At 58.9% G+C, this 26,073-nt stretch carries 21 protein-coding genes and 1 pseudogene; 8 read left to right on the forward strand and 14 right to left on the reverse strand.

Annotated features, from left to right (window positions below):
- Positions 1-9: 9 nt before the first annotated feature.
- A complete protein-coding gene (locus IVA87_RS14625; RefSeq protein WP_346658365.1) occupies positions 10-156 on the forward strand; it encodes a transposase domain-containing protein in 147 nt (48 codons plus the stop codon).
- Positions 157-171: 15 nt separating this feature from the next.
- Here the strand turns inward: IVA87_RS14625 and IVA87_RS14630 are convergent, their stop codons facing one another.
- From IVA87_RS14630 to sctV, 7 genes are all read right to left on the reverse strand, one after another.
- On the reverse strand, positions 172-1,605 hold the full coding sequence (locus IVA87_RS14630; RefSeq protein WP_247333996.1) for an IS4 family transposase: 1,434 nt from the start codon (positions 1,603-1,605) through the stop codon (positions 172-174).
- Positions 1,606-1,939: 334 nt separating this feature from the next.
- A complete protein-coding gene (locus IVA87_RS14635; RefSeq protein WP_247333999.1) occupies positions 1,940-7,447 on the reverse strand; it encodes a shikimate kinase in 5,508 nt (1,835 codons plus the stop codon).
- 838 nt (positions 7,448-8,285) lie between these two features.
- Positions 8,286-9,224, reverse strand: a complete 939-nt coding sequence (locus tag IVA87_RS14640; RefSeq protein ID WP_247334001.1) for a LysR substrate-binding domain-containing protein — start codon at positions 9,222-9,224, stop codon at positions 8,286-8,288.
- Positions 9,225-9,247: 23 nt separating this feature from the next.
- A complete protein-coding gene (locus IVA87_RS35135) occupies positions 9,248-9,466 on the reverse strand; it encodes an EscF/YscF/HrpA family type III secretion system needle major subunit (RefSeq protein ID WP_346658358.1) in 219 nt (72 codons plus the stop codon).
- 1 nt (position 9,467) lies between these two features.
- On the reverse strand, positions 9,468-9,722 hold the full coding sequence (locus tag IVA87_RS14650) for a hypothetical protein (RefSeq protein WP_247334003.1): 255 nt from the start codon (positions 9,720-9,722) through the stop codon (positions 9,468-9,470).
- Entirely contained in the window at positions 9,719-11,101 is a 1,383-nt protein-coding gene (locus IVA87_RS14655) for an FHA domain-containing protein (protein ID WP_247334005.1), read from the reverse strand. The genes IVA87_RS14650 and IVA87_RS14655 overlap by 4 nt, the downstream gene beginning before the upstream one ends.
- Positions 11,098-13,194, reverse strand: a complete 2,097-nt coding sequence (gene sctV / locus IVA87_RS14660; protein ID WP_346658359.1) for a type III secretion system export apparatus subunit SctV — start codon at positions 13,192-13,194, stop codon at positions 11,098-11,100. The genes IVA87_RS14655 and sctV overlap by 4 nt, the downstream gene beginning before the upstream one ends.
- Before the next feature lie 1,012 nt (positions 13,195-14,206).
- Between sctV and IVA87_RS14665 the strand changes: the two are divergent.
- Both IVA87_RS14665 and IVA87_RS35140 read left to right on the forward strand, forming a co-directional pair.
- Positions 14,207-14,379: pseudogene (locus tag IVA87_RS14665) on the forward strand (transposase); the annotation flags it as partial.
- A gap of 75 nt (positions 14,380-14,454) precedes the next feature.
- Positions 14,455-14,583, forward strand: coding sequence for a hypothetical protein (locus IVA87_RS35140; protein WP_256466474.1), 129 nt, complete (start codon positions 14,455-14,457; stop codon positions 14,581-14,583).
- 2,056 nt (positions 14,584-16,639) lie between these two features.
- Here the strand turns inward: IVA87_RS35140 and IVA87_RS14670 are convergent.
- From IVA87_RS14670 to IVA87_RS14700, 7 genes are all read right to left on the reverse strand, one after another.
- The gene (locus IVA87_RS14670; RefSeq protein WP_346658360.1) at positions 16,640-17,077 is read right to left on the reverse strand and encodes a YscO family type III secretion system apparatus protein; all 438 of its coding nucleotides are present in this window, start codon (positions 17,075-17,077) and stop codon (positions 16,640-16,642) included.
- Positions 17,065-18,372 (reverse strand): type III secretion system ATPase SctN, encoded by a 1,308-nt coding sequence (gene sctN, locus IVA87_RS14675; protein ID WP_256466475.1) that lies wholly within the window; start codon positions 18,370-18,372, stop codon positions 17,065-17,067. Before sctN ends, IVA87_RS14670 begins: the two co-directional genes overlap by 13 nt.
- A gap of 68 nt (positions 18,373-18,440) precedes the next feature.
- Positions 18,441-19,067, reverse strand: coding sequence for a FliH/SctL family protein (locus IVA87_RS14680; protein ID WP_247334007.1), 627 nt, complete (start codon positions 19,065-19,067; stop codon positions 18,441-18,443).
- Positions 19,046-19,771: a hypothetical protein gene (locus tag IVA87_RS14685; RefSeq protein WP_247334008.1), complete on the reverse strand. Its 726-nt coding sequence runs from the start codon at positions 19,769-19,771 to the stop codon at positions 19,046-19,048. Before IVA87_RS14685 ends, IVA87_RS14680 begins: the two co-directional genes overlap by 22 nt.
- Entirely contained in the window at positions 19,768-20,544 is a 777-nt protein-coding gene (gene sctJ / locus IVA87_RS14690; RefSeq protein WP_247334009.1) for a type III secretion inner membrane ring lipoprotein SctJ, read from the reverse strand. The genes IVA87_RS14685 and sctJ overlap by 4 nt, the downstream gene beginning before the upstream one ends.
- A gap of 6 nt (positions 20,545-20,550) precedes the next feature.
- Entirely contained in the window at positions 20,551-20,928 is a 378-nt protein-coding gene (locus IVA87_RS14695) for an EscI/YscI/HrpB family type III secretion system inner rod protein (protein WP_247334010.1), read from the reverse strand.
- An 86-nt stretch (positions 20,929-21,014) separates the two neighbouring features.
- The gene (locus IVA87_RS14700; RefSeq protein ID WP_247334011.1) at positions 21,015-21,395 is read right to left on the reverse strand and encodes a hypothetical protein; all 381 of its coding nucleotides are present in this window, start codon (positions 21,393-21,395) and stop codon (positions 21,015-21,017) included.
- An 838-nt stretch (positions 21,396-22,233) separates the two neighbouring features.
- Here IVA87_RS14700 and IVA87_RS14705 point away from each other — a divergent pair.
- From IVA87_RS14705 to IVA87_RS14725, 5 genes are read left to right on the forward strand one after another with little or no spacing between them, the layout of a single operon-like run.
- Positions 22,234-22,509 (forward strand): hypothetical protein, encoded by a 276-nt coding sequence (locus IVA87_RS14705; RefSeq protein WP_247334012.1) that lies wholly within the window; start codon positions 22,234-22,236, stop codon positions 22,507-22,509.
- The gene (locus tag IVA87_RS14710; protein WP_247334013.1) at positions 22,506-23,027 is read left to right on the forward strand and encodes a SycD/LcrH family type III secretion system chaperone; all 522 of its coding nucleotides are present in this window, start codon (positions 22,506-22,508) and stop codon (positions 23,025-23,027) included. The genes IVA87_RS14705 and IVA87_RS14710 overlap by 4 nt, the downstream gene beginning before the upstream one ends.
- Positions 23,028-23,034: 7 nt before the next feature.
- On the forward strand, positions 23,035-24,018 hold the full coding sequence (locus IVA87_RS14715) for a hypothetical protein (RefSeq protein ID WP_247334016.1): 984 nt from the start codon (positions 23,035-23,037) through the stop codon (positions 24,016-24,018).
- Positions 24,019-24,060: 42 nt separating this feature from the next.
- A complete protein-coding gene (locus IVA87_RS14720) occupies positions 24,061-25,161 on the forward strand; it encodes a hypothetical protein (RefSeq protein WP_247334017.1) in 1,101 nt (366 codons plus the stop codon).
- 50 nt (positions 25,162-25,211) lie between these two features.
- Complete coding sequence (locus IVA87_RS14725; RefSeq protein ID WP_247334018.1) at positions 25,212-25,835, forward strand: hypothetical protein; 624 nt, start codon at positions 25,212-25,214, stop codon at positions 25,833-25,835.
- Positions 25,836-26,073: the final 238 nt, after the last annotated feature.

Genomic DNA, 26,073 nt, shown 5'->3' on the forward strand with positions numbered 1-26,073 from the left:
CTGGCGTCGATAGTCGCTACCTGCAAGCTCAACAGCGTCAACCCGGCTGCCTACATCGCTGAAACACTCGAGGCGATCATCGACGGTCATCCCCATAGCAAGATCGATGATCTCATGCCGTGGCGATTCCGCAAAACGTCAAGCCAGCCTCAATAGGGTCACGGCTAACTTTCAATTACCCATAATCTTTGCCTCGATCGCGGCTCCCAGTTCGATGTCAGTCAGCCGCGATAGTCCGCGCCAGATCACGGTATTTCCTGGAGGCGGATCGTTGGCTCGGGCCAAATATCCTCCGAGCCGCGCGATCTTGACGACATAGTGCGAGAGCGTGCTTCGTCGAGGGCGATCGCCACCCCTGTCTTTCACCAAATGATCAAGAAGCCTGAGTTCGGGATCTGTCAGCGCCGTCTGCGGTAGGGCATTCGGCGAGGAACGATTGAGCATCGTCATCCAGAAGACGCGCCAACTTACAATGCAAAAAACAGCGATCAGATTGACCAGACGCTCAGCGGTTCGCAATTTCGAGTCCTCCGCCTTGCAGCCTGATTTGAGGACCTTATGGAAGACTTCGATCTTCCACCTCAACGCGTACCATTCGATCTTCTCGACGGCGTCCTTGCGCGATTGGACCGAGAGATCGGTGAGGAGCTTCCACTCGATCTTCTTTCGCCGCTTCGGCGTTCCCCGCTCTTGAGCATGGATCACGGTCAGAGTGAGTGCGGGATATTTCTTCTGCTTACCGATCGGCGGCAGAATTCGAAGCTTGCGGAAACGAATTTCGAGAAGCGCTTCATCCGGATCGCCTTTGTCGTCCTTGACCTTGATCCGATGTAGGCCTTTGACCGTAACCTCGTCCATTTCGTCGGCAATTGTATGATTGCCGTCCCCGGCAAGCCGATCAACACAGGTTCGTACCAAGAAGTGTGTTCCAACCTCCTCGGCCAGGCAAAACAGCTCATAGATATCGCTCTCGCGATCACCAATATGAACGCATCGTCCAGGGGTAGCGAGAAGGTCGGTCGATTGCCGTAAATTCTCCAGCCAGCGGATACTCTCCTTCTGCTCGATCGGAACACGCGTCGGATTGATCTTCCGCTTCAGCGCCGTCGTCCCCTTGAACTTCTTGCGTGTCCAAAACTTGATTGCCGCCAGTCCGAGCGGAAGACCCTCGGTCGTCACGGCGAGGCTCGAATGCATCAGGATGCCGCACTGTGTGCGCCCTGCCGTCTTGCGCGTAAAGCCAATCAAATCCGGCTTCTCGCGCTTGAAGCTGAATTCCGTCGTGTCATGGAGAATGAGGATCGGTCCCTTCGTCGCCGTTACGCGCCCGCGCGTCGCCTCGAAATGACCGCAAAGAATATCCGCCTCCTTGACCCGTTCGTTGGAGAAGAAGCGATAGGCGGCCTTCGTGTTGGCCCAGTCCTGACAAACCAGCGGGATGCTTTGTCCCATGTCGCTCCCGATTTGTGCGAGCAGTTTGCAGAACCGGCGGCCAAGCCGCTCATCCTTAAACTCGCATCCCGCAGCTTCCCGATCAACCCACGTGTCAATACCGGTCGTCAATCGCTGAGCACGCGCCTCCGCGCGTTCCTTCACCAAGCCCATCGAGCACCCCACGCCTCCGAATCAGGTGCTCAACAACGAATCACAACAGATTCTTCCGATTCAAGATTTCGCCTGCGGCGCGGCGTTCAAATCCGACGTCAAATGTGGGTAATTGAAAGCACGGCTAAGCGCTTACGAAAGAACCCTTGATCGTTGCCGCCTAAAGCTTATCGCCCTGAAGTTGAGCGCTCTCTGCTTCTCGCGGTAAACGCTAAATCCGCTCGTGCGTTACTGCCGGCCAGCAAAGGCTGCGGGTCGGCGGTGAGGGTGTCGAGATGCGCCGTTCCCCTTCACTCAGGTGCCGGCGCCTGGATGGTTTCCACGACGCCGCCCCCTAATCGCAGCCGTTGTGATGATCATCGTGCATGCGCTGCGCTGTTGGGGACATGCTGATGGCGGTGCCGGAAGGACCGGAGACTTGTGATATCTCGGCAGCGGGCAGAGCGGCTTCTCTGTCGCTGCACAGGAAAGCGTAGAGTTCCTTCACGCAAATGCGGGCGACCTTCTTGTCTTTTTGAAAGGGCGGGACGAGGGGCAACCTGATATCGGCCTTTTGGTAGAACGGACTGCGCTCTTCGTACAGCTGGTCAACCTTCTGCTCGATGTCGGCGCCTTGCAGCAGCGGCCGGCTGGTGTCCCTCTTGAGGCGCCTGCGGAGCTCTTTCAGCTCGGTGTCGAGCCAGATCGACCTCGCCTTATTAAGGATCAGGGCTTGATTGGACTCCTTGCCAAAGCAGCCGCCGCCGGTTGCGATGACGATGGGCCCTCTCTCCAGCTGCTTGGCGAGCTCTTTGGTCTCCAGGTCCCTGAAGTGCGCCTCGCCGCGGCCAGGGTCGGCGAACATCTCCATCAGATTGCCGTGCTCGGCGACGATACGCTTATCCATGTCGACAAACTCCACCCCCAACTCCTTGGCAAGCTGGGCGCCGATGGTCGACTTGCCGCTCGCCGGCATGCCGACGAGCACGACCGGCCGCGTACCGAGGGCCGGGAGGATCTCGCCGGCTTGCGGCGAGCGAGCGACCGCAATCTGTTGTCTTGCGACGGTGAGCGACCTGGAGGTCCCTGCCGCCCTCGACCTGCTTTCTCCTGACGAGCCCCAGTGTAATATCTCCCAGGCACCACGGGGAATGGGGACCAGCTCGCATTCGCTCTGCGCGAGCTCGGCCCGGTAAGTGGCCGGCGTATGGAACTCGACCTCGAAGCGATAGTTCTGCGCGGTTCTGAACGCCGTGTGAACGCCGCGTAACCGCGGCGTGTCCATCCTGATGAACCAGTTGGTGGTCTCGACCTCGCTGCAGTCCCGCTCCTCGAAGGCCAGTACCGCCTTCCTGAAGGCGCGCGTAAAAGCCTCGTCCGGGATCTCGAAGACATGGCGCACGGTATTGGTGACCAGTTGGGCCTCCGGCGCCGCGCTCACGCTCTGGCCGGTCAACTCATCGGCTATCCAGACCTGCCCGCGCGACCGTTGGTCAAGATGCGGCACCTTCACCTCGATGCCGTCCTGCCGCAAAAGCTCGGCAACCGCATGCACAGTTTCGGTAATCGCGCTTTCTTGCGCTTCGGCGGGGGCGGCTTCGAGCCTGGCGCGCTCCAGGGCCTGTTCGCTGCTCAGCGTTATCCTGCTGGCGGGGTCGTCGTCGGCCGAGATGGCTAAGGCGCTGGGCAGGATGCGCTTTTCGACGGCGAGTCTGATCGAGGCCTCCATGACCGAGGCCGCCAGCGTGGGGTTGTCCTTCAGATCCGCCAGGCTGCCATCGACGTCGAACCGGCCCTGGTGGAGCTTTGCCGCCTGCGCCTTGACATAGGGCGCCGACTTGAAGCCCGGCCTTCGCTCCAAGAGCCGCTGCAATTCGGTGGTTTTTTGCATGAACACCCGCGCACCGGTATCGGACTTGTAGGCGTCCGTGCCGGCCTTGATGCCGACGCTCAACAGATTGATGGCACTTTCATGCAGATCGTCCGGGTTGTAGCCGTCGGGCCGCGGATCCATGCGCGGCTGGTAGTGGTTGAGCAGGAAGTCGATGCGCTTCCTGGCGTCAGCGGTTGCCGGATAGGATTCGCTGAGTTTCGGGAAGAGCGCGCCGGCGTCGGCGCTGACGGCAGGCTTCGCGCCGGTTGAGGCCACGGATCGCGCTAACTGCTGCTTGACGTTGACGTCCGACTGCTCATGAGCCGGCTCGCTATTGAGCTGCAGGTTCCAGTCCTGGAGCTCGGCCACTAGCAAGGCGGCCAGTTCGCAGGCCACCGGATGGCTGGCGGCCTTGCTGTCTTCCCCCGCCCTGACGATGAGCTCATGGAGGGTCTGGCCATCCGGCCGATCTTCCTGCAACAGTGCGCGGATGTCGGCCTTGAGCTCATGATGAATGCCCTCGTAGGTGCCGAAGATGGCACGCTCGGCAAACCAGCGTTGCGCCTCCAGCGGCTGCGCCAGCACGTTGCGCTGCAGGCAGCTGTAGGTCTCCAGCACCAGCCCGGTGGCCGACAGGATCTGCTTGGACCGGCTGAACTGGTAGCCGCCTTTCTCAATGGCCGGCGTGTGCGACTTCGGCGGCTTCATCGAGGCGATGCCGCGCGCCTGCAGCTCCGCGTCGAACTGGCGCACATGCTCGTAAAGGCGAGGCCGGTCGCCGATGATGACGACGATGTCGCCGTCAAAATCGCCGTCGAGATTTTTTTGTTCGGCGCTCGGAACCGCAACCAAAGAGCCGGGCGCGAACACCTCCGTCGCCTGCAGGATGCCGACGCACTCGAGCGCGGTGTCGGCCTTGACTCGGTCCTTTTTCTCCAGCCAGCGCGAATGGCACTTTACGTCCTCGGCAGACATCACCACCCCGCGCTCGGCGAAGTCCGCCGGCCACATTTCGTCGGGCACAACGATCAAGATGCCTTTGGCAAAGAAGGTCGGATCGTCGGCGGCAAGCCCAGCCCCCGACCTGTGCGCGACGTTGAAGCTGTATTGGAAGGCCACGCACCGATCCAGGAACGCCGCGGTCCGATCGCCATCGCGCGCCGACCTGACCCGGTCGGCGGCGAACGGGCGCAGGTTGGGCTTGTCATAGGGGGAGCGTCCGACAAGCACGCCAGCGTCACGGGTCAAGGTCTTGCTCTTGCCCGTCGGCACATGCAGGCATTCGTCGCTGGACGGCACGGCGATAGCGCTCGAACCCTCGATATGCCCGCCCGTGACCGTCCGGAACAGCTCCTCGGCGCTGAGGCTTTGACGGGTTTCGAGCCAAGCCAGAGCCTTCTCGCGGGTCTCCTGTGCCACCTCGACGCTGCGCGGATAATGTTGCAGCGCCGAGGACGGTACCGCCGATTGCCTTTTATCTGCATAGGCAGGCATCCGCTCGGGAGCGTCGTGGCGAGCCCGGGCAATGGCCGGCATGCGCTCGGCCAGTGAGGCCCTGATGAAGCCGCAGCCGTCATGCGGCCGCAAGGCGATCTCGCCGTCTCGCCCCTCGAACCGGAAGGGATGCACTGCGCCTGCGGGGCGGTCGGGCAGAAGGGACAGCTTGAAGCACCCTTCCAGCGCATAATCATGCGGGCCAACATCGGGAATGCCCGGCGGCGCGGCAAATCCGCGGCGCTGGGTATAGTAATAGGCTTCCTTGAAGGGCGCCCAGGCCCGCGACAGCTGCTCAAAGGCCGTACCCGGAGCCGTCTCGGCATAGGGGATCGCCAAAAGCTTGCCGCTTGGGGCCTCTTCGGCCGCGAAGGGCAGGTGAGAGGCAAGCTTGTTCAGGCTCTCTTGCGGCGGCTTCAGTTTGCTGCCGCCGAACAGGTCCATGCGGTAGGGCACGCCCTCCACGGTGAACGTGCGTGTCAGCATGGCGCCAGTCGGAGTTCCCTTTAGCTGCACTGCCACCACCTTCACCGCGCCCGAGGTCAAGCGGTGGAAAATGGAATAGCGCAACTCGGCTTCGCTGGCCAGCGGCCGGCCTTGCATGTCGACCACCGGCAGCCGCATCAGTCGGGCATCGCCTTGCGGCGGTCTCGGCTCGTGGTCCATGGCCTGAAGGACCCGATGGACATCGAAGCTGGCGGCTGCATGCTGGGCCTGGACCATCGATGCGTTCTGCGCCATGAAGGTGTCGAGCGCTTCGAGCGGCTCCTTCGCCTCGATCTCGGCGATCACGTTCCAGCTCATGTAGGAAAGGTCGGCGTAGATGAGGGCGCGGGCACTGTCCAGGATCTGCCTGGTCTTGCCGTGCAGCTCTTCCTGCCTGGCCTTCAAGGCGAGCTCGTCGCCATCGACATAGGGCCGCCGGTAGAGCGTCCCCAGCACCGCCCGGGTCTTGAGCACCTGATAGATCGAAAGCGCCAGGCAGCGGCTTGCATTGGCGCCGCTGGTGCGCTCGGCCTGGCCTGGCTTGAGATGGGCATCGATCTTGTGTTCCACCACCGGCTGGATGGCGTTGAGCAGGTTCAGCGCCGACCTGCGGTGCCAGCGCAACGCCGGCTTCGGGCTGCGAGCCAGTGGCAGCAGGGAGGCGCAAAGATTGCCCATCGTCTCGAGGTTGTTGTCGAGCTTAAACCCGGGAGCGGCACGTAACATCTCGAGCCTGTCCAGCCCCGGCTGTGCCAGCGCACCGAGTTCGTCCAACAACTGCGCCTTGCCCAACGCCTTGAATATACTCGCGATGGCATGGACATCGGCCTGCTGCAGCCGATCCTCGGCATATTGGAGGTAGTGCGCCAGCTGATGCAGCCGGTCCTTCAAGGCGGGTTCGGCGACCTCGCCGGCGGTCTCACCCCCCTCGATACCCCGCGACAGACCGTTGGCGATCCTGACTAGCGCAGGCGTGCTGAAAGTGCTGAAGCGTCGGCCCTTGGAGCTGAGCTCGCCGGCGATGGCAACGATCGCCTCGCGTGCTTTTTCTTCTTCCGGCCACTTGCCGAAACCGTTCACCAGATTGGCCAATTCTTGATCCGAGAATCCGTCGAGATTGCCGGCCCGGGCAACCACCGCGCCGGCGATGGCAACCGTCGCTTCACGCGTCTCCTGCTGGTCCGGCCATCTGCTGAAGCCGTTCACCAGGGCCGCCAAGGCCTGCGGATCAAAATGGGAGAGCTTGCCGCCACGCACCTCACCAGCGATTGCGACTGTGGCCTTGCGACAATCCGGCTCGTCCGGCCACTTGCTGAAACCGTTCACCAAGTTCGTCAGGTGCTGCGGTTCAAAATGGGAGAGCTCGCCGGGACGCACCTCACCAGCGATTGCGACTGTGGCCTTACGACAACCGGGCTCGTCGGGCCACTTGCTGAAACTGTTCACCAGGTTCGCCAAGCGCTGCGGTTCAAAATGGGAGAGCTCGCCGGGACTCACCTCACCGGCGATTGCGATTGAGGCCTCACGACAACCGGGCTCGTCAGGCCACTTGCTGAAATCGTTTACCAGATTCGCCAGCTCCTGCGGCTTAAAGTCGGATAGGTTGCGGGAAAGCATCTCACGGGCGATCGCAGCTCCCGCCTGTCGACAGGAGCGTTCTTTCGGCCACTTGCTGAAGCTGTCTACCAGTAATGACAGATCTTGACCGTTCGGCTCCTCAAGCACCCTGTTTTCGCTGCAATACGACTTGGCGACTTTCGTCGTTGCTTCGCGGCCTTTAGTCGAGCCTGGGTGACGACCAAATGAGAATGCGAAGAGCGAAAGCGCCCTCGGCTTCACCTTCTTGATTAGCTGGTAATCAAGCCGCGATACCTGTTCTGCCACGGCCTTACAAGCGCGTTGAATGGCCTGCAGCGCTTTACGAAGCTTTGCTTCAAGATCTACACGTCTATGTCGCTTCAAGTCTGTAAGGTGCAGGCTGTATGCGCCCACCTCCATGGTGCGCTGCATTGCCAGTCCTGCCCTCTGTTTGGACGCGGATTGCTTCTGTGATGAGACCGCGCCTGATTGCGAGCTTCTGCCTCCTCCATCGATTCGCCATTGTTCATCGCCTGAACGCGATGAGCTTGCGCCCCCACCTTGTACGCCGCGCTCCGACACTGAGAAAGGATCACCGCGCCTCCCACCGGCTGCCCATTGTGCAGCCGCGTGGATTTGATGTGAGCCACCGGAGCGATTGGCAAGCCCGTCACGGAAGACATCACTAGGACAAGACGCTGCGCGAGCAGAGGCCTTTCGAGGCCCCGCGTGCATCCGCCCCACGACAGAAGGATAGCTTTGGCTACCTTCTCCATCGCGTAGAGCGGGGTCAGGGCGAGACGCGCTCGCTCCACGGGTACCGTCGGCTTCAAAGCCTGAAATGTGCAGCTTCCCTATTCGGCCAATGCCCGTCATGATAGCCCGCGATCAAATGGTCCGTGAGGTATGTATCGAGTCACAGTTCCCAATCGTAGTTTCGCAATACATTCGTGTCGCCCTGCCAAGGAGAGAGCCAAACAACGACGGAGCTTCTAATTCCGGTACTTCCTTCCATCGAGCGCTTCTGCAGTTACAGTGCCCAGTAAAAGACAACGCTTTGCGAACTTCTGGTTCAGGACACTACCACTCTAGCCGCGACCAGCTGCGGTGCACCATCAAGCCCTGTGATGCGATCCCGGTGCGTTGCACCGCCTGAAACACCGTTCCCGATTGACTATTTGTGATACCCACTTTCTATCATCTCTTACGCAAACCACCTGCCACTGAATTGTCACTCGGCAACCGATAGGACCCCAGCCTTGAATCGAGATCAAGGTGTCGTCATCAGCTCGCGTCCTGCAAGAGGTCTCGTTTGAAGCACTTTTCGCACCTGCGCAACCAGCAAGGCGCTCACGGCTTCGGCGGCGGGACCGAGGTCGCCAGAAGAGATGAGGCAAGCTGTCATATGGACCGGTGGATCTATCGCGAAGGGCCTCAAATCTTCGTCGCCTGGAATATCGGGAATTTCGCCCTTGGGCAGGATCGCATTTGCGAGACCCGCCCTGACCAAAGAGAGCGCACTGGCGAAGGTGTCGACTTCTGCGATGCAGTTCGGCATCACGCCGGCCGCTTCAAACGTCCGATCTAATACATCGCGAATTGTGCTTGGGCGCGTCGGCAATACAAGAGGGAGTTCGGCCAATTCCTCAACCGAAATGGCGCGAGCGGCTTCCCCTGTATCGGGAGGACGTACCAGATGGAGTCGCTGTTGAAAGAGTGACTGGCGAGTAACACCTGAAGTGGGTTCATCCTCAAGCACAGCGCAGATATCAAGCGCGCGTGATACGATGAGCGGCTTCATCTGAAGAGAGTCACCCGCAACAAGATGAAGGCGCACTTTTGGAAGCACTGTCCGGCTGGCTTCCATCAGGAGGCGGGCGAACGAAGCGGCGAGCGCGGAGGACATGCCGAGCCTTACAACACCCTCCGGTTCTCCTGCCTTAGAGCGGATGATGCTGCGCAGTTGGTCAACCTGCTGAAGAATGGACGTGGCCTCACGATAAAAGACCTTGCCCTCGCGGGTCGGGCGAATGCCGCGAACGCTACGGTGCAGCAGCGCGACGCCAAGCTCGGCTTCCAAGGCAGCCATCTGCTGACTCAGGGCCGGCTGCGCCACGTGGATTGTCGCCGCTGCTTGGCAAAAACTACCAGCATCCACGATGCCCGTGAAATATCGGAGATGACGTAGTTGCATAAAGCTGGAAGACATAGCAGCCTAGAATCGTTCGTAGCTCAGGCGATATTCCGGATAATACCATTCAGCGCTTCGTGAACCGCTTTGATAACGGTCGAATTCAGACTCAAGAGTGTAGTGTGTGTGTTCATTGAGAGCTGAAGCTTGAGCTGATCCATGGTGTCGTCCGGGTTCATGGTCGCCATGTGACTTCTTAGGCTGCGTTCCGATGCCGCAACAGATCTGCCAAGGGAGCCGCTTATAGTCCTAAAATCCACCTTACCTCTCCAAGCCAGAGGATAGACCGCTGTGGTGGCGCATCCATGTTAAATTAACAACGTCTGTTGCGGCATCTATTGCGTCAAGCAATGTGCACAACGCGTCGAAATGATGCCGCGTGACGCCGCCATCCATGTCGCGTTTCAACGATTGTCTCCAACTCTCGAACTCTCTCTCGACGGCGGATAACTCCGCGCCGTCGACGTCATCTACCAGCTGTTTCTGCAGCTCAAGATTGACTAGATGCTCGCTCACAGTTGATCCTCCTCTGCTATCCATTCCGGCTTGTTCGGGTAGGGAACGTGCACGTCGGCCTCTCCGACACGCACAAGCATTCCGTCACGATCGATGACAATGATCTTGCCGAAATGATCGATATTGTCGCCGACTTTCAGGCGTGTTCCGTTCTGAACTACGATAAACGGAGACCGGCCGAGGTTCACGCCTCTCGCTATCGGCAACACCACTGGCGAACAGTGTGCCTCGAGCCGAATGTGAGGCGCGAACTTCTTCTCGAAGTGGGAGGCAACGGTCTTCCATTCGCTATAGGCACTTGGGGTAAGCGTCCCAGAAACGAGGATGACGTCTGGCTTCACCACGATGCGAATGGAACGACGGAGTTCCGCTGTCGTCGCTGTCTCTAGAAAGGTTCGTGCGCGGTCCGGCGTTGCGATTGTGTCATCAATTGTGCGGAGTCCGGGAACATCCTGCTGCAGGTGACGAAGCGCCGCTTTGACGATTGCATCACTCGAGCCATATCCGGCTATCGATATCTCTCCGGCGCTTCCCACGCGAATACTCCCCTCGATGCCGAATGCCCGCATTACCGTGGTTGACAGGTCGATGATCTTTGCATCAGACGGGGCGGTAGCGGTCGCCGGTTTCGGTGTTACCTCTGCAGTTAGCCCGACGTCGCGCAGGGCTGATTTGATCCTTGTAACCTCTCCAGGTCGCAAGTCGCCGTCGATGATCAGGTTATCGTCGGAAAGCGCGATGCTGACGTCGCGTCCAACATTCAAATCGCGAAGGACGTTCCTGGCAATCTTGATCGCGTCAGCATCCGGAACGGCGGCCGAGGTGAAAGAGGACGCAACCCACCCCACCCCGGCACAAGCTCCATAGACGATGACCAGAAGGCCGCAAGCGGCCGCGCCAAGCCGAAATGGCCGAGGCATCGAGTTCACCACAAGACGAGTTTCTCGCCCCCGGGGCGCCGCTCCTTCGAGACCTGGGGGGGCATGCTCGGCGTGCAACCTTCTGCGCTCGACCGAGGAGTCCATATCGGGAAAGCTACCACCAGTTGGGCCGATACTGAAAATCGTCCGCCCAACCTGAACCGGAGTGAGTGGATCGAGGGTCGTCGGGCACTCTGTTGGACAATCACTACCGCCGATGAGCACACCCGGTGCCAGTGCGGTGATCTGGATTCGCCCTGCCTCGACGGCGATGCGAAGATGTGAGGCAATCAGTTCCGGATCTGCGAAGGTAAGGTCGTCAGCGTCGTCGCTGCCGATTAGCCAGACTCCTTCGCTGAGCGATGTCTCGGCCCCCTTGTTGGGGCCAGACAGGACCCGTAAGATCAGTTGGCCCTGATCACCCGTCAGAACATCTTGCGCTACGTTCGCGTTTCTCATTGCAGCGATATCCGTCCCAATGGCTGTATGGAGATTTCGGGGGGAAGCTCCTGATAGGATAGCACTGGCAGTCCGTAGAAGTCGGTTTCGATGACCTTGCGTAGGTATCGACGTATATCCATCGAAGTCAGCAGCACCGGCTTGTGCGGCTGCTGGTTAAGGTCGCCGATAGCTTCTCGTATTGCGTCAATGATCTGACCTGTTGTTCGCGCGTCAAGGGCGAGATAACTGCCGGCGGAAGTCTGCCGAATGGCATTTCGCAGCGTATCTTCCACTTCTGGCGTGAGAAGGTAGGCCGGCAGCAGGTTCATGCCGATACAATACGGAATGCAGATTTGCCTCCTCAGCGCACAGCGCACATGCTCGGTCAGCAGGACAACGTCTCTTTCGTTCTGTGCCCGTTCGACCAGTGCGGCGAGGATGGTGCGCATGTTACGCAGTGAAACCTCCTCCGCGATCAGTCGTTGAAAGACCTCTGCAATCTTCTGCAGAGGGGCTGAGCGGAGTACTTCCTTTGCGAGTTCCGGCGACCACACCTCGATGCGATTCAAAAGAGTTTTTGTTTCCTGGATGCCGACAAACTCGGCAGCATGCCTGCGCAGGATTTGACCGGTTTGGTAGCTAAGTATCTGCACCGATTCCAGGAAACGGATGCTGGCAGCTCGTAATGATTCGCGATGTATGGCGTCCACCCAGACCGTCTCGATCTGAGAAAGGAAAGATTTGTCCAGAACATACGGAATGCCCACAAGATCGAGGTTCTCAGGAGTATCGCGCGCCAAAAGATGTTGCGACCGCAGTCGCCCTTCGCCGCATGGTATTTCATTTACCATGATGACATACGCTCCATCCTTGCAGGTGTCGTTCACCCGCACACTGATCGCTGGAAGAGGGACCCCGAGCTCAAGAAGGAGCGCGTGCCGTTCTGCATCCAATGCTTTCGTTAGCAGATCAGGAGGGATGGCCGCCTGAATGTCGTGACCAATGTCGATCATCAGCGGCACAGTGAACGTGATGCCATTGTCGTCGGCTCCATCAGCCCCGCCGGTCGGCTCGTCCGAGGCCCTTAAGCGCGCTCCCCCTGTCACCGAGTAGCGACGCATTGCCGGTGTGGCCAGCCGCCGATTACGCTGTAATTGCCAGCCACCACCTCCGACTACAACCGCGAGGATCATGAAGATTCCCGTCGGAAAGCCAGGGACGAACGAAAAGAGGAAGAGAATGAATGACCCGACAATCAGCGCACGCGGTTGTGCGATAACCTCGTTTCCGATTTCGTTACCCAGATCCACACCGTTATCTTCGTCACTAACCCTCGTAACGATAAATCCCGCTGTAATCGCCGTGAAGAGAGCCGGTATCTGACCGACGAGCCCGTCTCCGATGGTCAGGATCGCATAGACCTCAAGCGCCTCGTACAATCCCATCTGCTTTTGAAACGAACCAATTGCGATTCCACCTATGATATTCACGGCAATACTGATCAGCCCTGCGATGGCGTCACCCTTGAGAAACTTCATGGCGCCGTCCAGGGCACCGTACAGCTGGCTCTCGCGCTCAATCGCAACGCGTCGTCGACTTGCTTCTCGGATATCTATACTGCCGGCACGCAAGTCCCCGTCAACGCTCATTTGCTTGCCCGGCATGGAATCCAGAGAAAACCGTGCAGCAACCTCCGCCACACGCTCAGATCCCTTGGTGATGACGACAAACTGAACGATTGTCATGATCAAAAAAGTCACCGCGCCCACCACGAGATTGCCAGCTACGACGAAGTCCCCGAAGGTCTTGATGATTTGGCCGGCGTCCGCATGAAGCAAGATAGTGCGTGTCGCGGCGATGCCAAGCGACAGCCGAAATAGTGTCGTCACCAGGAGCACTGACGGAAAGGAGACGAACGCAAGGGGGGATTTAATATAGACCGCGACCATCAGCAGGAGTGCCGAGATTCCCAGGTTGACGGCCTGTAGAACATCCATGAGAACCGGCGGCAGTGGAATGATCATCATGAAGATGATCGTGATCAGTAGCGCCACCAGAACAATATCATTACGGCCGGACGCGACCGTTGCAACTCTGTCAAGAAACTTCACACTAACCACTCGCGCTGGATCCTCTGTTGGTGCGTGTCCGGCATGAGCGACGGGACGAACCGCAGAAAGGATCCCGCCTCGGCCCTGATGCTTGCTCAGATATCTTGACTAATACCCGTGGCATTCGAAATCGCCGCTCGCCGTTCCCTGACAATGGTAGAAACCGCCTTACATGGGTCGGCGCCCCCCAATGTTCAGCGTTTGGCGGTACGACGCGCCCGGGCGTTGAGATCCATTTGTCAGTCGCAGCTGGCATCCTCAGCACGCAGCTCAGTTGCGATTCCCCGGGCGGCCTTGTTCTTGAGAGATTCCCTGAGCTTACGAAGTAAGCTAGCGTACCGTATGCACGTGGAATTCTCAGGCTTCGGGACCGTCCTAAGCATCGCTCCGAATCGGCGTTTGCAATCTCCCCATGGTCGTGTTCGAAACAGTGTTGTGGCGGGAACCGATCAATAGTGTTCGCGCCCTCAGAGCGATTGGAGATGCACGGGGCATCCAGCGTCAATACCATCGGCTCCCCGAGCAAATAAGGATCGTCCAACTGATACCACCGTTTTGCCGGAGCATGACGCCGTCTCCTAAGTCTCGATTGATCTTGTCACGCCGACAAGCCGCAGCGGCGGTGTAGGAAGCTCGTTTCAAGATCAGTTTAACCTTGTCCGAAGGTAGCAAATGTCATGCCGGCCCGTTCTTGGACCAGGAGACCTTTCTTCAGCGGGAATGCAGGCGTGCCCGCCGTCTAGTGAGCGGAATTTAGATGCTGTTCATCCGTCACCCGACGTAGGTCACGTTTTTCTCGATCACCCATGACTAGACAAAGATAGCGTTCCACGTTGCGCGTGATTGAAAATGCGTGTCAAGGCGACGAAGTGGCCTGCGCGGTGGGGTGGCAAGTATGAAGCTGTTGTGGCGCGGGCAGTGCCGCGCACCCAGACTGTGCACTTTATTACCCTTGACGAGTGCGACCGAACGCAACGTGTTCGGCCACACAGGTTTTTGCCGCGCCGGACTCAATCGGATCGAGCGCCTCAACGATGAAATCAAGCGGCGGACCGAGATGGTCGGGCTTTTCCAAACGAAGGCGCCATCGTTCGCCTGGTCTGTGCAATCCTGAGCGAACAACCGACACGGGCTGAGCTTTCCGGCGAAGCGATGCACTCACCATCGGCGGCAGCGGCACGATAGTGCGCTCAATACCTGACGTTGGATGTTATTACGTCTGTGAGCGATAAGCCATATGCCGATCGAAGGAGAGACCCGATGCGCACCGGACGCTCGAAGACGATGCTGACGATGCGCGGCGATGAAGGCACACAGCTCGCGGCCAAAACACCGGCGATTCCGTCCTCCAGAAATTCGCACGACTTTGTTGACGAATTTCTAGGATAGAACGTAGCTGACGCCGTCCTTATCGGCAGGATAGCGGGGGTGCCCCTCAGGCGCCGGATAGGTTGGGCTTGCCTATGTCGCTAGCAAATGCGCTGGTCCGTGGGGGGGGCGGAATCGACGCTCACGGTTTGCCGGCAAGTGAAGAGCAGCTGGAGATCGTGTGTTTTCTCGAGATAAGCGCTCCTATCGGAACGGATGGTGCCCTCGACGTAGTCCATGCGAGCTTTTACATACTGCTCTTCACATGAAGTGCCATACTTCCGAATGCTCTTAGTTGCGCGGGAAATCCGATCAAGGAGAGACCTGGGAGCCTGCTGAGAACGACCGTTCAGGAATTGACGACACAAAGTCGCGAAAAAGACACGACGACTCGACCCTCTTCGAGTAGTCCTGTGGTGTTTCCTCTGACTCGACTCGTGACCCCGCAAATTGAACCGTCCGATCGTCCGGCTGCCTTACGCCGATCGCGTGAGAGGCCGCCACGGGCGCGCTACTGTAGGAATCACGAATCATATTCAGCCCGGCGATGAGGGCTGCGTCAGCTGGGAATAGTTCTTTGGCACGCGCAATAAGCGAGCCATGATCCACCGTACTGATGCCTTCGCCATTACGATTGAGCACTGCTGAAAACCTGCGAAGACTGCGGGAATAACGGTCAACGGCGGTCAAGGAACGCCCTTCTACAACGGCAGCATGAGCCGCGCGTTCGATGACAAGCTGGTCGTCCTGAGAGAAAGGATGACGTCGAGGAACCCGACCAGCTGAGGCACCGGGCTCTCGATAGTTACGGAGCATGGTCAACGCGCGACGGATTCGAGGGCTCATCTTGAGGACCTGATCGGCGTGAGCGACCAAGGCATCGTGATCGAGTGCAACAAGGGTCTGGCCGCGCCCCCTGAAATGATCCGCCAATCTGAGAAGGACTCTCGTGCAATCACGCGCTGTGTTCCGTCCTATTTTTAGGCGTGCAACAGCGGCCTGGACCGCTGCTTGGATGAGCTTTTGATCCTCGGGAGCGGCCTGAGGAAGAGTCCTCCGGACGCGAGTTGCGGATATTGCGCCGACTACGTATGCGGTCTGGCGCTGCTCTGATTGCGGCTGTTGGTTGCTGTGCTGCAAGTGTGGAGAGACGTGCGATGATGGACTAAGCAGCGGAGAGGGGTCGTAAGCTGGGTAATTTGGCGGATTGGAGCTCGATGCCTCGAACTCCCCCACTCCGAAAGAGCTTGGCTGATTTGCACTGTCAGCTCGCGAGTGGGCTGACGGTACGCCTCGGCAAACGTTTGCGGTGTTCCAACTTGCGCCTGGCAACGGAGCTAGATGATCCGCCGCGTCCGAACGTTTCGCCGCAGCAAAGCTTGGCGGGGATTTGGAGGAGAGATCCTCCAATGGTTGCCGGTACTCACGAAGCGCCATCAGAGCCGGGCCAAGCTTTATCTTTTCGAACTCTGGTGCAGTCTGCATAGCGTGAGCGGCCAACGCGCTGTGATCGAATGCAGCGATCGTTTGCCCTCGCGATGCGAGGTCCTGCGACAATCTGCGAAGAACCCGAGCATAGCACTATGCGGTTCCCGGTTCCCATCTCCGGCGCCTAGCAGCTTGCTTGATCGCCTCGTCAATGCGCATCTCGTCATGCTCCGAGGGGAGTACTCGCCTGAGAGGAGGTGGAGCACCGGGCTCACGATGATGACGCAGCCAGTGCAGCGCGGACCTCATGTGCTTGTCACTCGCGAAGAACAGTTTGACGCAATCGACCAGCGCGTCGTGTTTGAAAGCAGCAATCCTTATGCCGACCGCCCACGGCTAGCCGGCGATAAAGCTGCTCCTTCGCCATCAGGAATGCTGACGACGATTGACGATGATCGGTTACATGAACGCAATTGCCAGTTTTGCCACCCAGTTCGGCGAGAACTTCGCAAGCTCAGCGGATGGACTCGGTGGGGTCTGGTCGCTGATATCGCAGACTTCTTACAGGGGCGCTCCTAAACTTCTAAGTCCACCAACCACAACCGACTGCACCCGCACCCTTGGGCGGTCCGCTCCTTAGATCCACAGATCAGAGATCCCTCTCCTTCAGCGGCGCGACTTTCCAGGCACGCACCAAATTGTCGCATTTCTCGAGCTCCCGATATGCCTTACGTGCGGCGTTGTGGGCTTCCTCACGCGCCTGCTTGGCTTGTTCGCTTTCCGACAGTGCCTCATCAAGGCGCCGCTCAAGCAGCCGTTCGTGCTCGCGCAGTGAGATCACCTTCGCCTTCGCCTCCTCAAGATCGTTGAGAGCGACCTTTTTTCCGATCAGCGAACCGTATATCTCGCATTCCAGACGAGGCCGTTCTTGCCGCCATGTGCGAAGGATTGTCCTTGCCCCTTCGATAGCGGCATCGGATTTCTCGATGGCTGACTGCCGCACTCGTAGAGTCTCATCGGCCCGGCGGCGCCGCAATTTCCTCAACTCAAGCAATTGATGTACGGCCTCGGGAGTTATTCCAGGCACGTGGCAAGCTCATGAAGCATTGCGTCGAAGCTAATTTGTTCATATCTCGGCTGTCGCAGGAAGGTCCTTATGTTCTCTATCTTGGCGATTGCGGCATCAGCGTGCGGATCGGCTCCTTCTTTGTATTCGCCGACCCGTATCAATAGCTCCACCTCCTGGTATTTAGCTAGCAGCGCCCGCAGCTGACCTGCTAACTTCTCATGCCGCGACGACACGATAGTGCTCATGACACGACTGACGCTTGCCAGAACATCGATGGCAGGATAGTGGTTCGACATCGCCAAGGTGCGTGAGAGCACAATGTGGCCATCCAGGATGGAACGGATTTCATCGGCCAAGGGGTCGGTGAGGTCATCGCCCTCAACGAGCACAGTGTAAAACGCGGTTATCGATCCGCGCTCGTTGTTGCCGGCGCGTTCAACGAGCTGCGGCAATTTTGCAAAGACCGAAGGCGGGAAACCTCGCAGGGTGGCCGGTTCGCCGGCCGCCAAACCAATCTGCCTCTGTGCGCGCGCAAAGCGCGTAACCGAATCCATGAGAAGCAGCACACGCTGTCCCCGATCTCGATACCATTCTGCGATCGCCGTCGCCACGTAGGCCGCCTTCACCCTTTCCATCGCGGAACGATCGGAGGTCGCAACGACAAGAACTGATCTACGTCGGCCTTTTGAGCCGAGATCATGTTCGATGAACTCCTTCACCTCTCGGCCACGCTCGCCAATCAGCGCTATCACTGTCACGTCGACCGCCGCGCTACGCACCAGCATCGACAGTAGTGTGCTCTTGCCGCCGCCCGCTGCGGCAAAGATGCCCATGCGCTGTCCTTCCCCGCACGTCAAAAGACCATCGATCGCCCGTATGCCGACTGGAAGAGCGCGATCAATTGTGCGCCGGGTCAAGGGACCCGGTGCCTCGCTTTGGACTGGCACGCGGGTTTCTGGAAGCAGGGGCCCATGAGTGGATGTGTCGAGAGGGCGGCCGAGACCGTCAAGCACCCGGCCAAGCAGGTTCCAGCCCGCGGGCACGGTGAGGGGCTCTTCCATCGGGATCACCTCAGTGAGGGTAGAGAGTCCCTGTATTTCGCCAAGCGGTGTTAGAATGGCGATGTCGTGCTGGAAACCGATGACTTCCGCGGACAATTCGCAGTTGTTCTCGGGATTGCGGAGCGTGCACAGGTCGCCTATGCGGGCGCCAGGTGCCGTTGCACGGATGATTGTCCCGACGATTTGAAGGACTCGGCCGCGGACGCTCATTGCCGACGTCTGCGCCACCACCGTGTGAGCAAGCTGGAACAAGCGATCGATTCCGTCGTGCGAAGAATGAATGGCGGTGACTGCCGTTGGCTGCTCGGGTCGCTCGGAAATCACGTTGCAGAGGCCTTTAGGCTGCTGCGCAGGCCGGCTTCGATCGCCGCTAATTGGCTTTCGATCGTGGCGTCGACCAGTCCAGCATCAGTCTCAAGGATGCATCCGGCATCTTTGACGCGCGGATCAGAAATCAGTTCGACGACGGCGCGCGACGTCGCCGTCGAGAGCAGTTCGTTCAATTCTCTGCGAACCGTCTCGACATGCGCCGGTGCCACGCGTAAGCGGACGAGGGAGCTATGACCCGTGAATTTGAGGCTACTCAAAGCGATCTGCACCGCCGCATCATCCGGCGCGATGGTATCGATTAGCCGACGTGCGATCTGTAGGCCCATGTCGACAATCCGCTCTTGATTCTCCTCCATGATCCGCAGAGACGCCACGGCGATCGCGGTCAAACGTTGTTCGATGGTCGCTTGCGCCGCTATCAGCGCGGCTTCCTTGGCTGCCGTCTCGATCATCCCTGCGTTTTCGCGCGCCTCATCCACCAGCGCGTCCGCATCGCGTCGCGCCTGAGCGAGCAATTGCTCCGCGTCGACGATCGTCTGTGCGTTTTCCGCCGGCAGGACTCGCCCTGCGCCCAGGATGCGGACCCTGCCAGACGTCAGTTGAACCAATGCGACCATGTTGGCATCTTTTTGCGGGCCAGGCGCCGCATCGCACGAAAGGCATCTTCGCCAGCACTGTCGTCACGGCAGGCGTCCGCCACCACCATCCAGATCGCTGCAGGTCGGCGCAATCGTAGTCGGGCGCGCAGCCCATGTGGGATGGTGCCTATCGCAAGGCCGAACATCGCCGCACCGCGGTAGAGGAATGCATTAGGCCCAGCCGGCATCTCGGAAGCGCTAACCGCGGACATCAGTTCGGCGGTCGGTCGGGGTAGCAAGGCCGCATGCGAAACGAATGCCAAAGCCTCTTCTCCGAGAACGGCGCGTGCCGCCAAAACATCGGCTGTCCGAAGAAGGCCGATGAGGCTGGACACGCCGGTCCAAGCTCCAGCGAAGCTGATAAGGCGTGCAGCGTCCGGCGTCGGCAGAAATGCGAGGCGGCTTCGTGGTGCGTTGCCGGCCGAAATAATCGCCGACGCTTCACCACCTTGGCCACGAAGCAGCCAACGTCCAAGCTTGACGCGAATAAACGGGTCGGACTGAGCAAGGTCCAGAGGCATCCATTCGGGCCAATCGGTTGCTATTGTATCATCGAAATCGGCCGCAGGATCGGCGATGCAGCGCATCATCGCTCCCGCCCACGACGTATCAAGCCATTCATCCTGGATTGTTGCTGAGCTCATTGCGAGCACAGTCGGATTGTTCGCTTCGCCGAAGTTCATGACGCTGCCATACCGTTCCTATCGCTAAAGCGCCGCCGCCATATGAGACAGACGAGCACTGCGTTGCCAATCAGCGATGCCGCCATGCCGCCGACGAGGCCGATCAAGAGGCGCGATGAGTCGCCACGTTCGAACGCTCCGGCAGTCATTTCCGTTCGGCGAAGCGTGGTATTGTCCTGATTTGCCTCCACAAGGGCAACTGAGACCCGATCATAGGACAGGCCCTTCAAGCTATTTGCGACCAGCTCCTTGATCTTCGGCACGACCTGATCGATCGAGGCACCAGGCTTGTAACGGACGAGCACAGCGGCAGTTGGCGGGGCGGGTGGACTACGATCGTCACTCGCGCTTTCCGGCAACACCGCGTGGACTCGGGCATTGAGCACGCCGTCGATACTGGACAGAGTCTGCGAAAGCTCCTGTGTGACGCCATAAATGTAGCGCACACGCTCTTCTGTGTCCGATGAGATCATCCGGTCCTTCTTGAAGAGAGTGCCCATATCGGCGAAATGATCGCGAGGCCAGCCGGCGCTGTCCAACACAGCCATGGCACGCGGCACGTCTTCTGTTGGCACCACGAGCGAGGTCGTGCCGCCGGTTTCGGCCGTCCGTTCCGCGTGGATGCCTTGCCGCATAAGCAATGCAAGCATTTCATTGGCCTCGCGCGCTGAAAGGTTGCGATAGAGCTCAATCTTCGATCCGCAGCCGACCAGCGTGAATAGCACCAGAAGTGCCACCGCCCGCTTCAATACAAACACCACGCCCCGCGTCACCGTGGCTCATTGGCCGCTCAGGAAAGTGTTAAGAGTGTGGGTCGCCTTCCCAACCACCTTGGTCACGATGTCGTATTGCAGGCCCATAGCTGACAGCTGGACCTGCGCATCGAGCCATTCAGCCGAGCGGATGCTCCCCGCGTTCATAGCTTCGGCGGCCCTGTGCACGCCTTGCATGGATTCTGCAAAACCGGCGCTCAGTTTTTCCATGCCACTGAGGATATCATCGGATAGGCGAGGAACGCGCGCCCCCCCTCCCTCCTCCGTCAGCTCGCCTCCAGCCATGATCAGCGGTTCGTCAGCTCGCTGCGATGGCACAGGCGGCTCGAGTGCGGCTCGAAACGCCTCGACGGATTCAGCCGATACTTTCGATGTGACTGGCATCTCGACCGCCAAAAAGGCTGGCCCTGTTTGCGGGAGGATACTACCTACGCTGCTCATTAGATGTCCTTTCCTGCGGTATGGGCTGGCTAGGTCTGGCCCAAGGCTGTGAGGAACCCCTCGAGGCCGGGCTGGCCGCTTGGCAGGCTCCTGAGCACAGTATCGCGTTCGCTTAGGCGTCCATTAAGCCCAAGAGCCAGCGCCTGAAACGCCATCCCATATGCATCATTCGCCTTGGCAAGAGGATCGAGGCGTTCCAGCGCTGCTGCAACATCGCCTGCCGTCAGATCTGCAACCGCATAAGCAATGACACACTCCCGGCTGCCCGGCGCAATGACCTCAAGTCCCTTCGCAATCCGCCTCGCCCTCACCACGTCGTTCGTGACACAAGCCAAGAACGCCGCCTCGGTGAGACGTCGCAGCAGGCCGGAGCGACTGTCGGGTGTCGCACAAGTCGACAACAAAGACATACATACCGAATCCCTGTCCCTAACCGAGCCATGTGTCGTTTGGCGATCATCCATGTCATGTCCTGCCACCGACCTCCGCCGGCAAACATCGCGCCTGAGCTCCGAAAGTGCGCACGCTCGCAACACGTGCCGCGACCAAGCACTCATTTCGCCACCACATAACGAGACCGTCTGCCGAGTGGCGTTGCGCGCTGCAAGCGATCTATTCTCATAATGATCTAATTCGGCGTCTCGCTCGGCGCCAATACAATACGGGCATGGAGTCATAACGGTAGCCTATGGATAGTGGCGCCCTCCGCCAGCCGCTCGGTCCGGCACGAAGTGTGAGCTGCTCGCGGCGTTTCGTCCAAGGCGACTGCAGAACCCAATCCGCCGTCAATGCGATCCTCATCGTTACCTGCTTAAGGCCAAAAATGCGTGCTACACGGCGACGAGTTCTTGCCGAACGGCTGTTTGACGCAAGGACACGTACTTCAGGGCTAGCCCGCCGTCTCAAGCGCTCGCACCGAGACGCACCGATCCATACCGGGCGCCTATGCCTCCATAGCGATCAAGTATTTTGCGCCATGCGCCGCCTCTAGTAGTGACGTGCGGAGGCGTTGATCCAACCGGGACGCGGGGGAATGCCATTAGGCCAGTTGCGGGAAAGTTCTCGTCGTGAGGAGAAAGGGGATTCTGGCACATCTTATCATCGGCAGCAGACGATGCCTGTCGGTGGCCTTGAGCGCTCGTTCCTGAGAGCAGGTCGTTGCCCCTTTGAGCGGGGCTGGTGGCGCAAGCGGTTTCGAATCCTGCAAGCGCTACAGTGCGTTGCCAAGGAGACCGTTTGGGAGGAGCAATGAACCTCGATAACACGATGGAGGCTGCGCGACAGACCATCGCACAGATGGATAGTCTCTTGACGCGGGCTCGCGAACAACTTGGCCGTAGTGCTTGCCCGTTGGGCGACACCACTATGAGTGCCGCTTCAATTTCTGCATTTGTCGCCGATCAGGACGAAGCGTTTCAAAGGGCGTATGCGGACGAGCAGGCGGCGCTCAGTCACATCCTGCCAGCCCCCCAATCAATGTCGCATGTTCCAAGCACCAAGCCGTCTCAACGGAGTGTGACATGATGAGGATGGCGGACGGTGAGCTATTGAATGGTGGTGCTGCGACAGACACCGGGCGGCTGGCACAGCTCGCCATCGACTTCGTGGCAGGGCCCGCGGACCTAGCTAGCGTCATTGGGATCACGGACGATGAGCTTGAGGCCTTATATGTATTTGGCCATCGCTACTATTCTTGCGGCAAGTACGAAGAGGCGCGGACTTTCTTTCGCTTCTTGTGCCTACACCGGCACATCGACGCACGATTCTGGTTTGGTCTGGCTGCTAGTAGTCAGATGCTTGGGGACCCAGAGAACGCCATGCACGCCTATCGGCTGGCCAGGCTCCTGGATAGTGAGAACCCGCAGATCCCGCTTCGAGCTGCGGAATGCTTCATCAAACTAAATCATCCCACAGCGGCCATCACCGCACTCGAAAATGCCTTGGCGCTGACTGTCGGAAGGCCCGAACACAAGGCTTTGGCCGGGCGTGGGCTGATGATGCTTAATCGCCTCAAATCCCAACTAGGGCCCAGCCATGGATAGAGTGAACATGAGGGCTTTGACGAGCAAAACACTCCCTGAAGTCGGGTCGCTGCCATTCAGTGCCTCCGCCACCGGTCTGTCGGGCAATGACCGCAAGACCGACGCCAACCTGTTGCTGCAACCGGTTTCCGGAGAGGCTGTCGCGTCAGGTTCGATTCCAAGCTTACCAGCACCACGTGCATTCGATGCGATTGACCTCCTTACCACGTTTCTGGCTCTGAAGACCAAGATGACGGATGGACAGGTCGCAGCCGGAATAGAGGACGCGCGACACTGGGGAGAGCAGCAAAGGCAGTTGCACGAGAAAACCGCTAAAAGCATCATTGAAGCGGCAAAAAGATTGGCAGAAGCAAAGAAGAGCTCCGGCATCATGAAGTTCTTCGGATGGCTGGCGGTCGGATTGACGGTCCTGGCTGCCGTCGCCACCGGCGGAACTCTTGCAGTCATGGCGGCGGCAGTGAGCGTTGGAGTGGCGACTCTCATCGAGACGGGGGTCATCGATAGGATGACCGCGGCAATTGTGAAGAGTCTCGAGAAAGACGGAATCGAGGGCGGCAAGGCCAAAACCTCGGGCGCGCTCATCACGATTGGCATCATATTTGCTATCTCGGTGCTAACGGTCGGCGCCGGCTTCGTTAATGGAGCTGCGAGTGGATTGCGGATCACCGCCTTGATACCGTCTAGCTCTGTCAAGGCTGTTCAGATAGGCCAGAGAGTTTCGACGGCGGCTCGAGTCGGCGAGGCAGTGGCATCGCTGGGCCAGGCTGGCGCCGGTATCGCCAATGGCATCCAACAGAAGGAGGCAACGGACGCCCAAGCGGAAACGTTGGACATTAGCAAGTGCATTGCAAGATTGAGAGCACTGCAAAACGATGAAATGGACTTCATCAAGCAGTTGCTTCTCGACAGGACGATGACCACACAGAGGGTTGCCGAGGCGATTGAGAGGCAGAGTGACTCCAACGCCAATCTCGTAAGGCACTTCGCCTGACAGGCTGCGTGGGGCCACTTATCGAACTTGAGGAATGTAGCGATGGTGTTTGCGATCGAGCGTGAAACGACCGTTGGCGGGTGCGACCTGTTGGATCCTGCCTCGCATCAACAACTTCCGCGCGTGCCGAGCTCTGCTACGGTCCGCGGCAGAAACGCGCCAGAAGGCGAGATCACTCGCCCTCTTACAGATCCCGTTGAGGGGGCGCGGGGTTGGGGATCGGTTGGTGTACCGAATTTCGCGGACGTTGTGATCCACGAGAAGCTTTCCAACATCCAGGTCAAGCTGAAGGACTTTGCTACGGGGAACGACATATCAGCAGTCGCCGCGCTCATCGTTCGGCTCAATGCGGAGTTCCGCAAGGCGGCGAGGTCGGACCGGTCGGCTGCGCTTAACGTCGAGATCGCTGCGCAGGAAGCTGCAGCCAAGGCGCTTCGCAATTCAGGACTATGCCAGTTGTTCGGCGCAATAGCCATTTCTGGCGGCCCGATGTTAGGCGCCGGTGTGAACCTCAAGGGTGCTCGCCAGATTCAGGCGCGCTTCGACGAGCTGTACAAAGCCAAGATCCAGACGCCGCTCCCGAAGTCTAGTGTGGAGACGCCCCCGAACAGCACTTCATGTCGAACGCAGCGCTTAGACAAACCGGAAGGCGGGCCGGAGCTCTACGACCCGCCTCACGGCAAAGCGCAATCTACCCGAGCTCCGGAGCGCGAGGCGCGGCCCTCGGAAGACAACATCGAGATGACACGTCTGGATGGGGGCACATCATCGAGCAGAGGCAATACACCTGGCGACCCACTTAGGCTGGACGCGCCCGATAGCACGACGGACCCTCTTGAGTTTACGCACGCTGTCCAGGCACAGACAGCAGCCCAGCAGGCGGCGATGAGATGGAATGGCATGGGCACAATCGCAACAGAAGCCTTTAAGCTTCCGGGAGCCGGCCTGAACATGGGCGCGACGCACTACCAGGAGGAGAAGGCGAAGCTAGAGGCGGACGGCACCAAGGCGCGGGCGCAGATGGAGGACGAGAGTGAATTCATGGCAAGCTATGAGACGGTGATTCAGGAATTTCTGGGCAAGCTTGCTGAAATTCGTCGTGCCGATACCGAGGCGAGAAGCAAGATCGTCTATATGGCTTGAGTGCAATGCACGTTCGACGACAAACGTCTGAGCTTTGAGAATGGCGTAAGATGATCAATGCAATGTCTGGATACCAGCCCTATGCGTCGGCCAACAGCGTAGGAAATGTTCTCCCGGGTGGCCTGCCTTTGTGCTCGATCATGATGCTGGTTCTGATGGAACGGCATGACATCTACCTGAATCAAGTCCGATCCGAATACGACGATATGCAAGCGCGAAACAATTTGCTGAAGGATATGAATAAGGCATTGGCGGCCCTGCGGGCCAATCGCCCGACCGATGAAAAGACGGCTAAGGACTACGGCACCTTCGTCGATTCGCAGGGCAAGACCCAGGATGTGTTTGAATGGATGCGCCAAAAAGGCATTCCCATCGAGGCAACTGAGGACCAGCAGAAAACGAGTTTAACTTGGGGCGTAAACCCTAATAGCGATAGGTTCGAACTTATGTTCGACGACACGCAAAATGGCGGCAAGAGAGGTGTGCAGTCTCAATTCGATGCTGCCATCCAGAATCTTAAGGCATCGATTGACGGTGCCAACAGCGAAGGACAGATGGCGTTGATTTACCTGCAGGGGCTGCTGGATAAGCTCAATCAGGTTGCTGAACTGATGTCCAACCTTCTTTCGAAAGATCAAAAGATCAAGGAGATGATTATTGGCAACTCTCGTTGAGAGACCGCACCAACAAGTAGTGCAAGACAGGGTCGTCATCCCTGTTCTGCCCAACTGTCCTCACAGTCGCAATGAGCGCGGGCGCGGCGCTGGATGGAAAGTTGGATGGATGCGCATTCTTTCGCGGGAACGCTACTTCCTCAATGTCTAACAGGATTTTGCTAACCCTCCTTTGTCTGCTACTCACCCAATGTGCCGGCTCCGACCCGATTGCTGAACGCGGTGTTCTGCTGTCTTC

The organism is Bradyrhizobium sp. 147, from assembly GCF_023073935.1.
Classification (GTDB): Bacteria; Pseudomonadota; Alphaproteobacteria; order Rhizobiales; family Xanthobacteraceae; genus Bradyrhizobium.

What these genes read in the sequence shown, in the direction of transcription:
- IVA87_RS14700 (WP_247334011.1), bottom strand. Translation starts at nt 21,395, where the DNA reads ATGTCTTTGTTGTCGACTTGTGCGACACCCGACAGTCGCTCCGGCCTG.
- IVA87_RS14635 (WP_247333999.1), bottom strand. Translation starts at nt 7,447, where the DNA reads ATGCAGCGCACCATGGAGGTGGGCGCATACAGCCTGCACCTTACAGAC.
- IVA87_RS14705 (WP_247334012.1), top strand. Translation starts at nt 22,234, where the DNA reads ATGAACCTCGATAACACGATGGAGGCTGCGCGACAGACCATCGCACAG.
- IVA87_RS14685 (WP_247334008.1), bottom strand. Translation starts at nt 19,771, where the DNA reads ATGAACTTCGGCGAAGCGAACAATCCGACTGTGCTCGCAATGAGCTCA.
- IVA87_RS35140 (WP_256466474.1), top strand. Translation starts at nt 14,455, where the DNA reads ATGCGCACCGGACGCTCGAAGACGATGCTGACGATGCGCGGCGATGAA.
- IVA87_RS14630 (WP_247333996.1), bottom strand. Translation starts at nt 1,605, where the DNA reads ATGGGCTTGGTGAAGGAACGCGCGGAGGCGCGTGCTCAGCGATTGACG.
- IVA87_RS14710 (WP_247334013.1), top strand. Translation starts at nt 22,506, where the DNA reads ATGATGAGGATGGCGGACGGTGAGCTATTGAATGGTGGTGCTGCGACA.
- IVA87_RS14715 (WP_247334016.1), top strand. Translation starts at nt 23,035, where the DNA reads ATGAGGGCTTTGACGAGCAAAACACTCCCTGAAGTCGGGTCGCTGCCA.
- IVA87_RS14640 (WP_247334001.1), bottom strand. Translation starts at nt 9,224, where the DNA reads ATGTCTTCCAGCTTTATGCAACTACGTCATCTCCGATATTTCACGGGC.
- IVA87_RS14695 (WP_247334010.1), bottom strand. Translation starts at nt 20,928, where the DNA reads ATGCCAGTCACATCGAAAGTATCGGCTGAATCCGTCGAGGCGTTTCGA.
- IVA87_RS14655 (WP_247334005.1), bottom strand. Translation starts at nt 11,101, where the DNA reads ATGAGAAACGCGAACGTAGCGCAAGATGTTCTGACGGGTGATCAGGGC.
- IVA87_RS14720 (WP_247334017.1), top strand. Translation starts at nt 24,061, where the DNA reads ATGGTGTTTGCGATCGAGCGTGAAACGACCGTTGGCGGGTGCGACCTG.
- IVA87_RS14680 (WP_247334007.1), bottom strand. Translation starts at nt 19,067, where the DNA reads ATGGTCGCATTGGTTCAACTGACGTCTGGCAGGGTCCGCATCCTGGGC.
- IVA87_RS14725 (WP_247334018.1), top strand. Translation starts at nt 25,212, where the DNA reads ATGATCAATGCAATGTCTGGATACCAGCCCTATGCGTCGGCCAACAGC.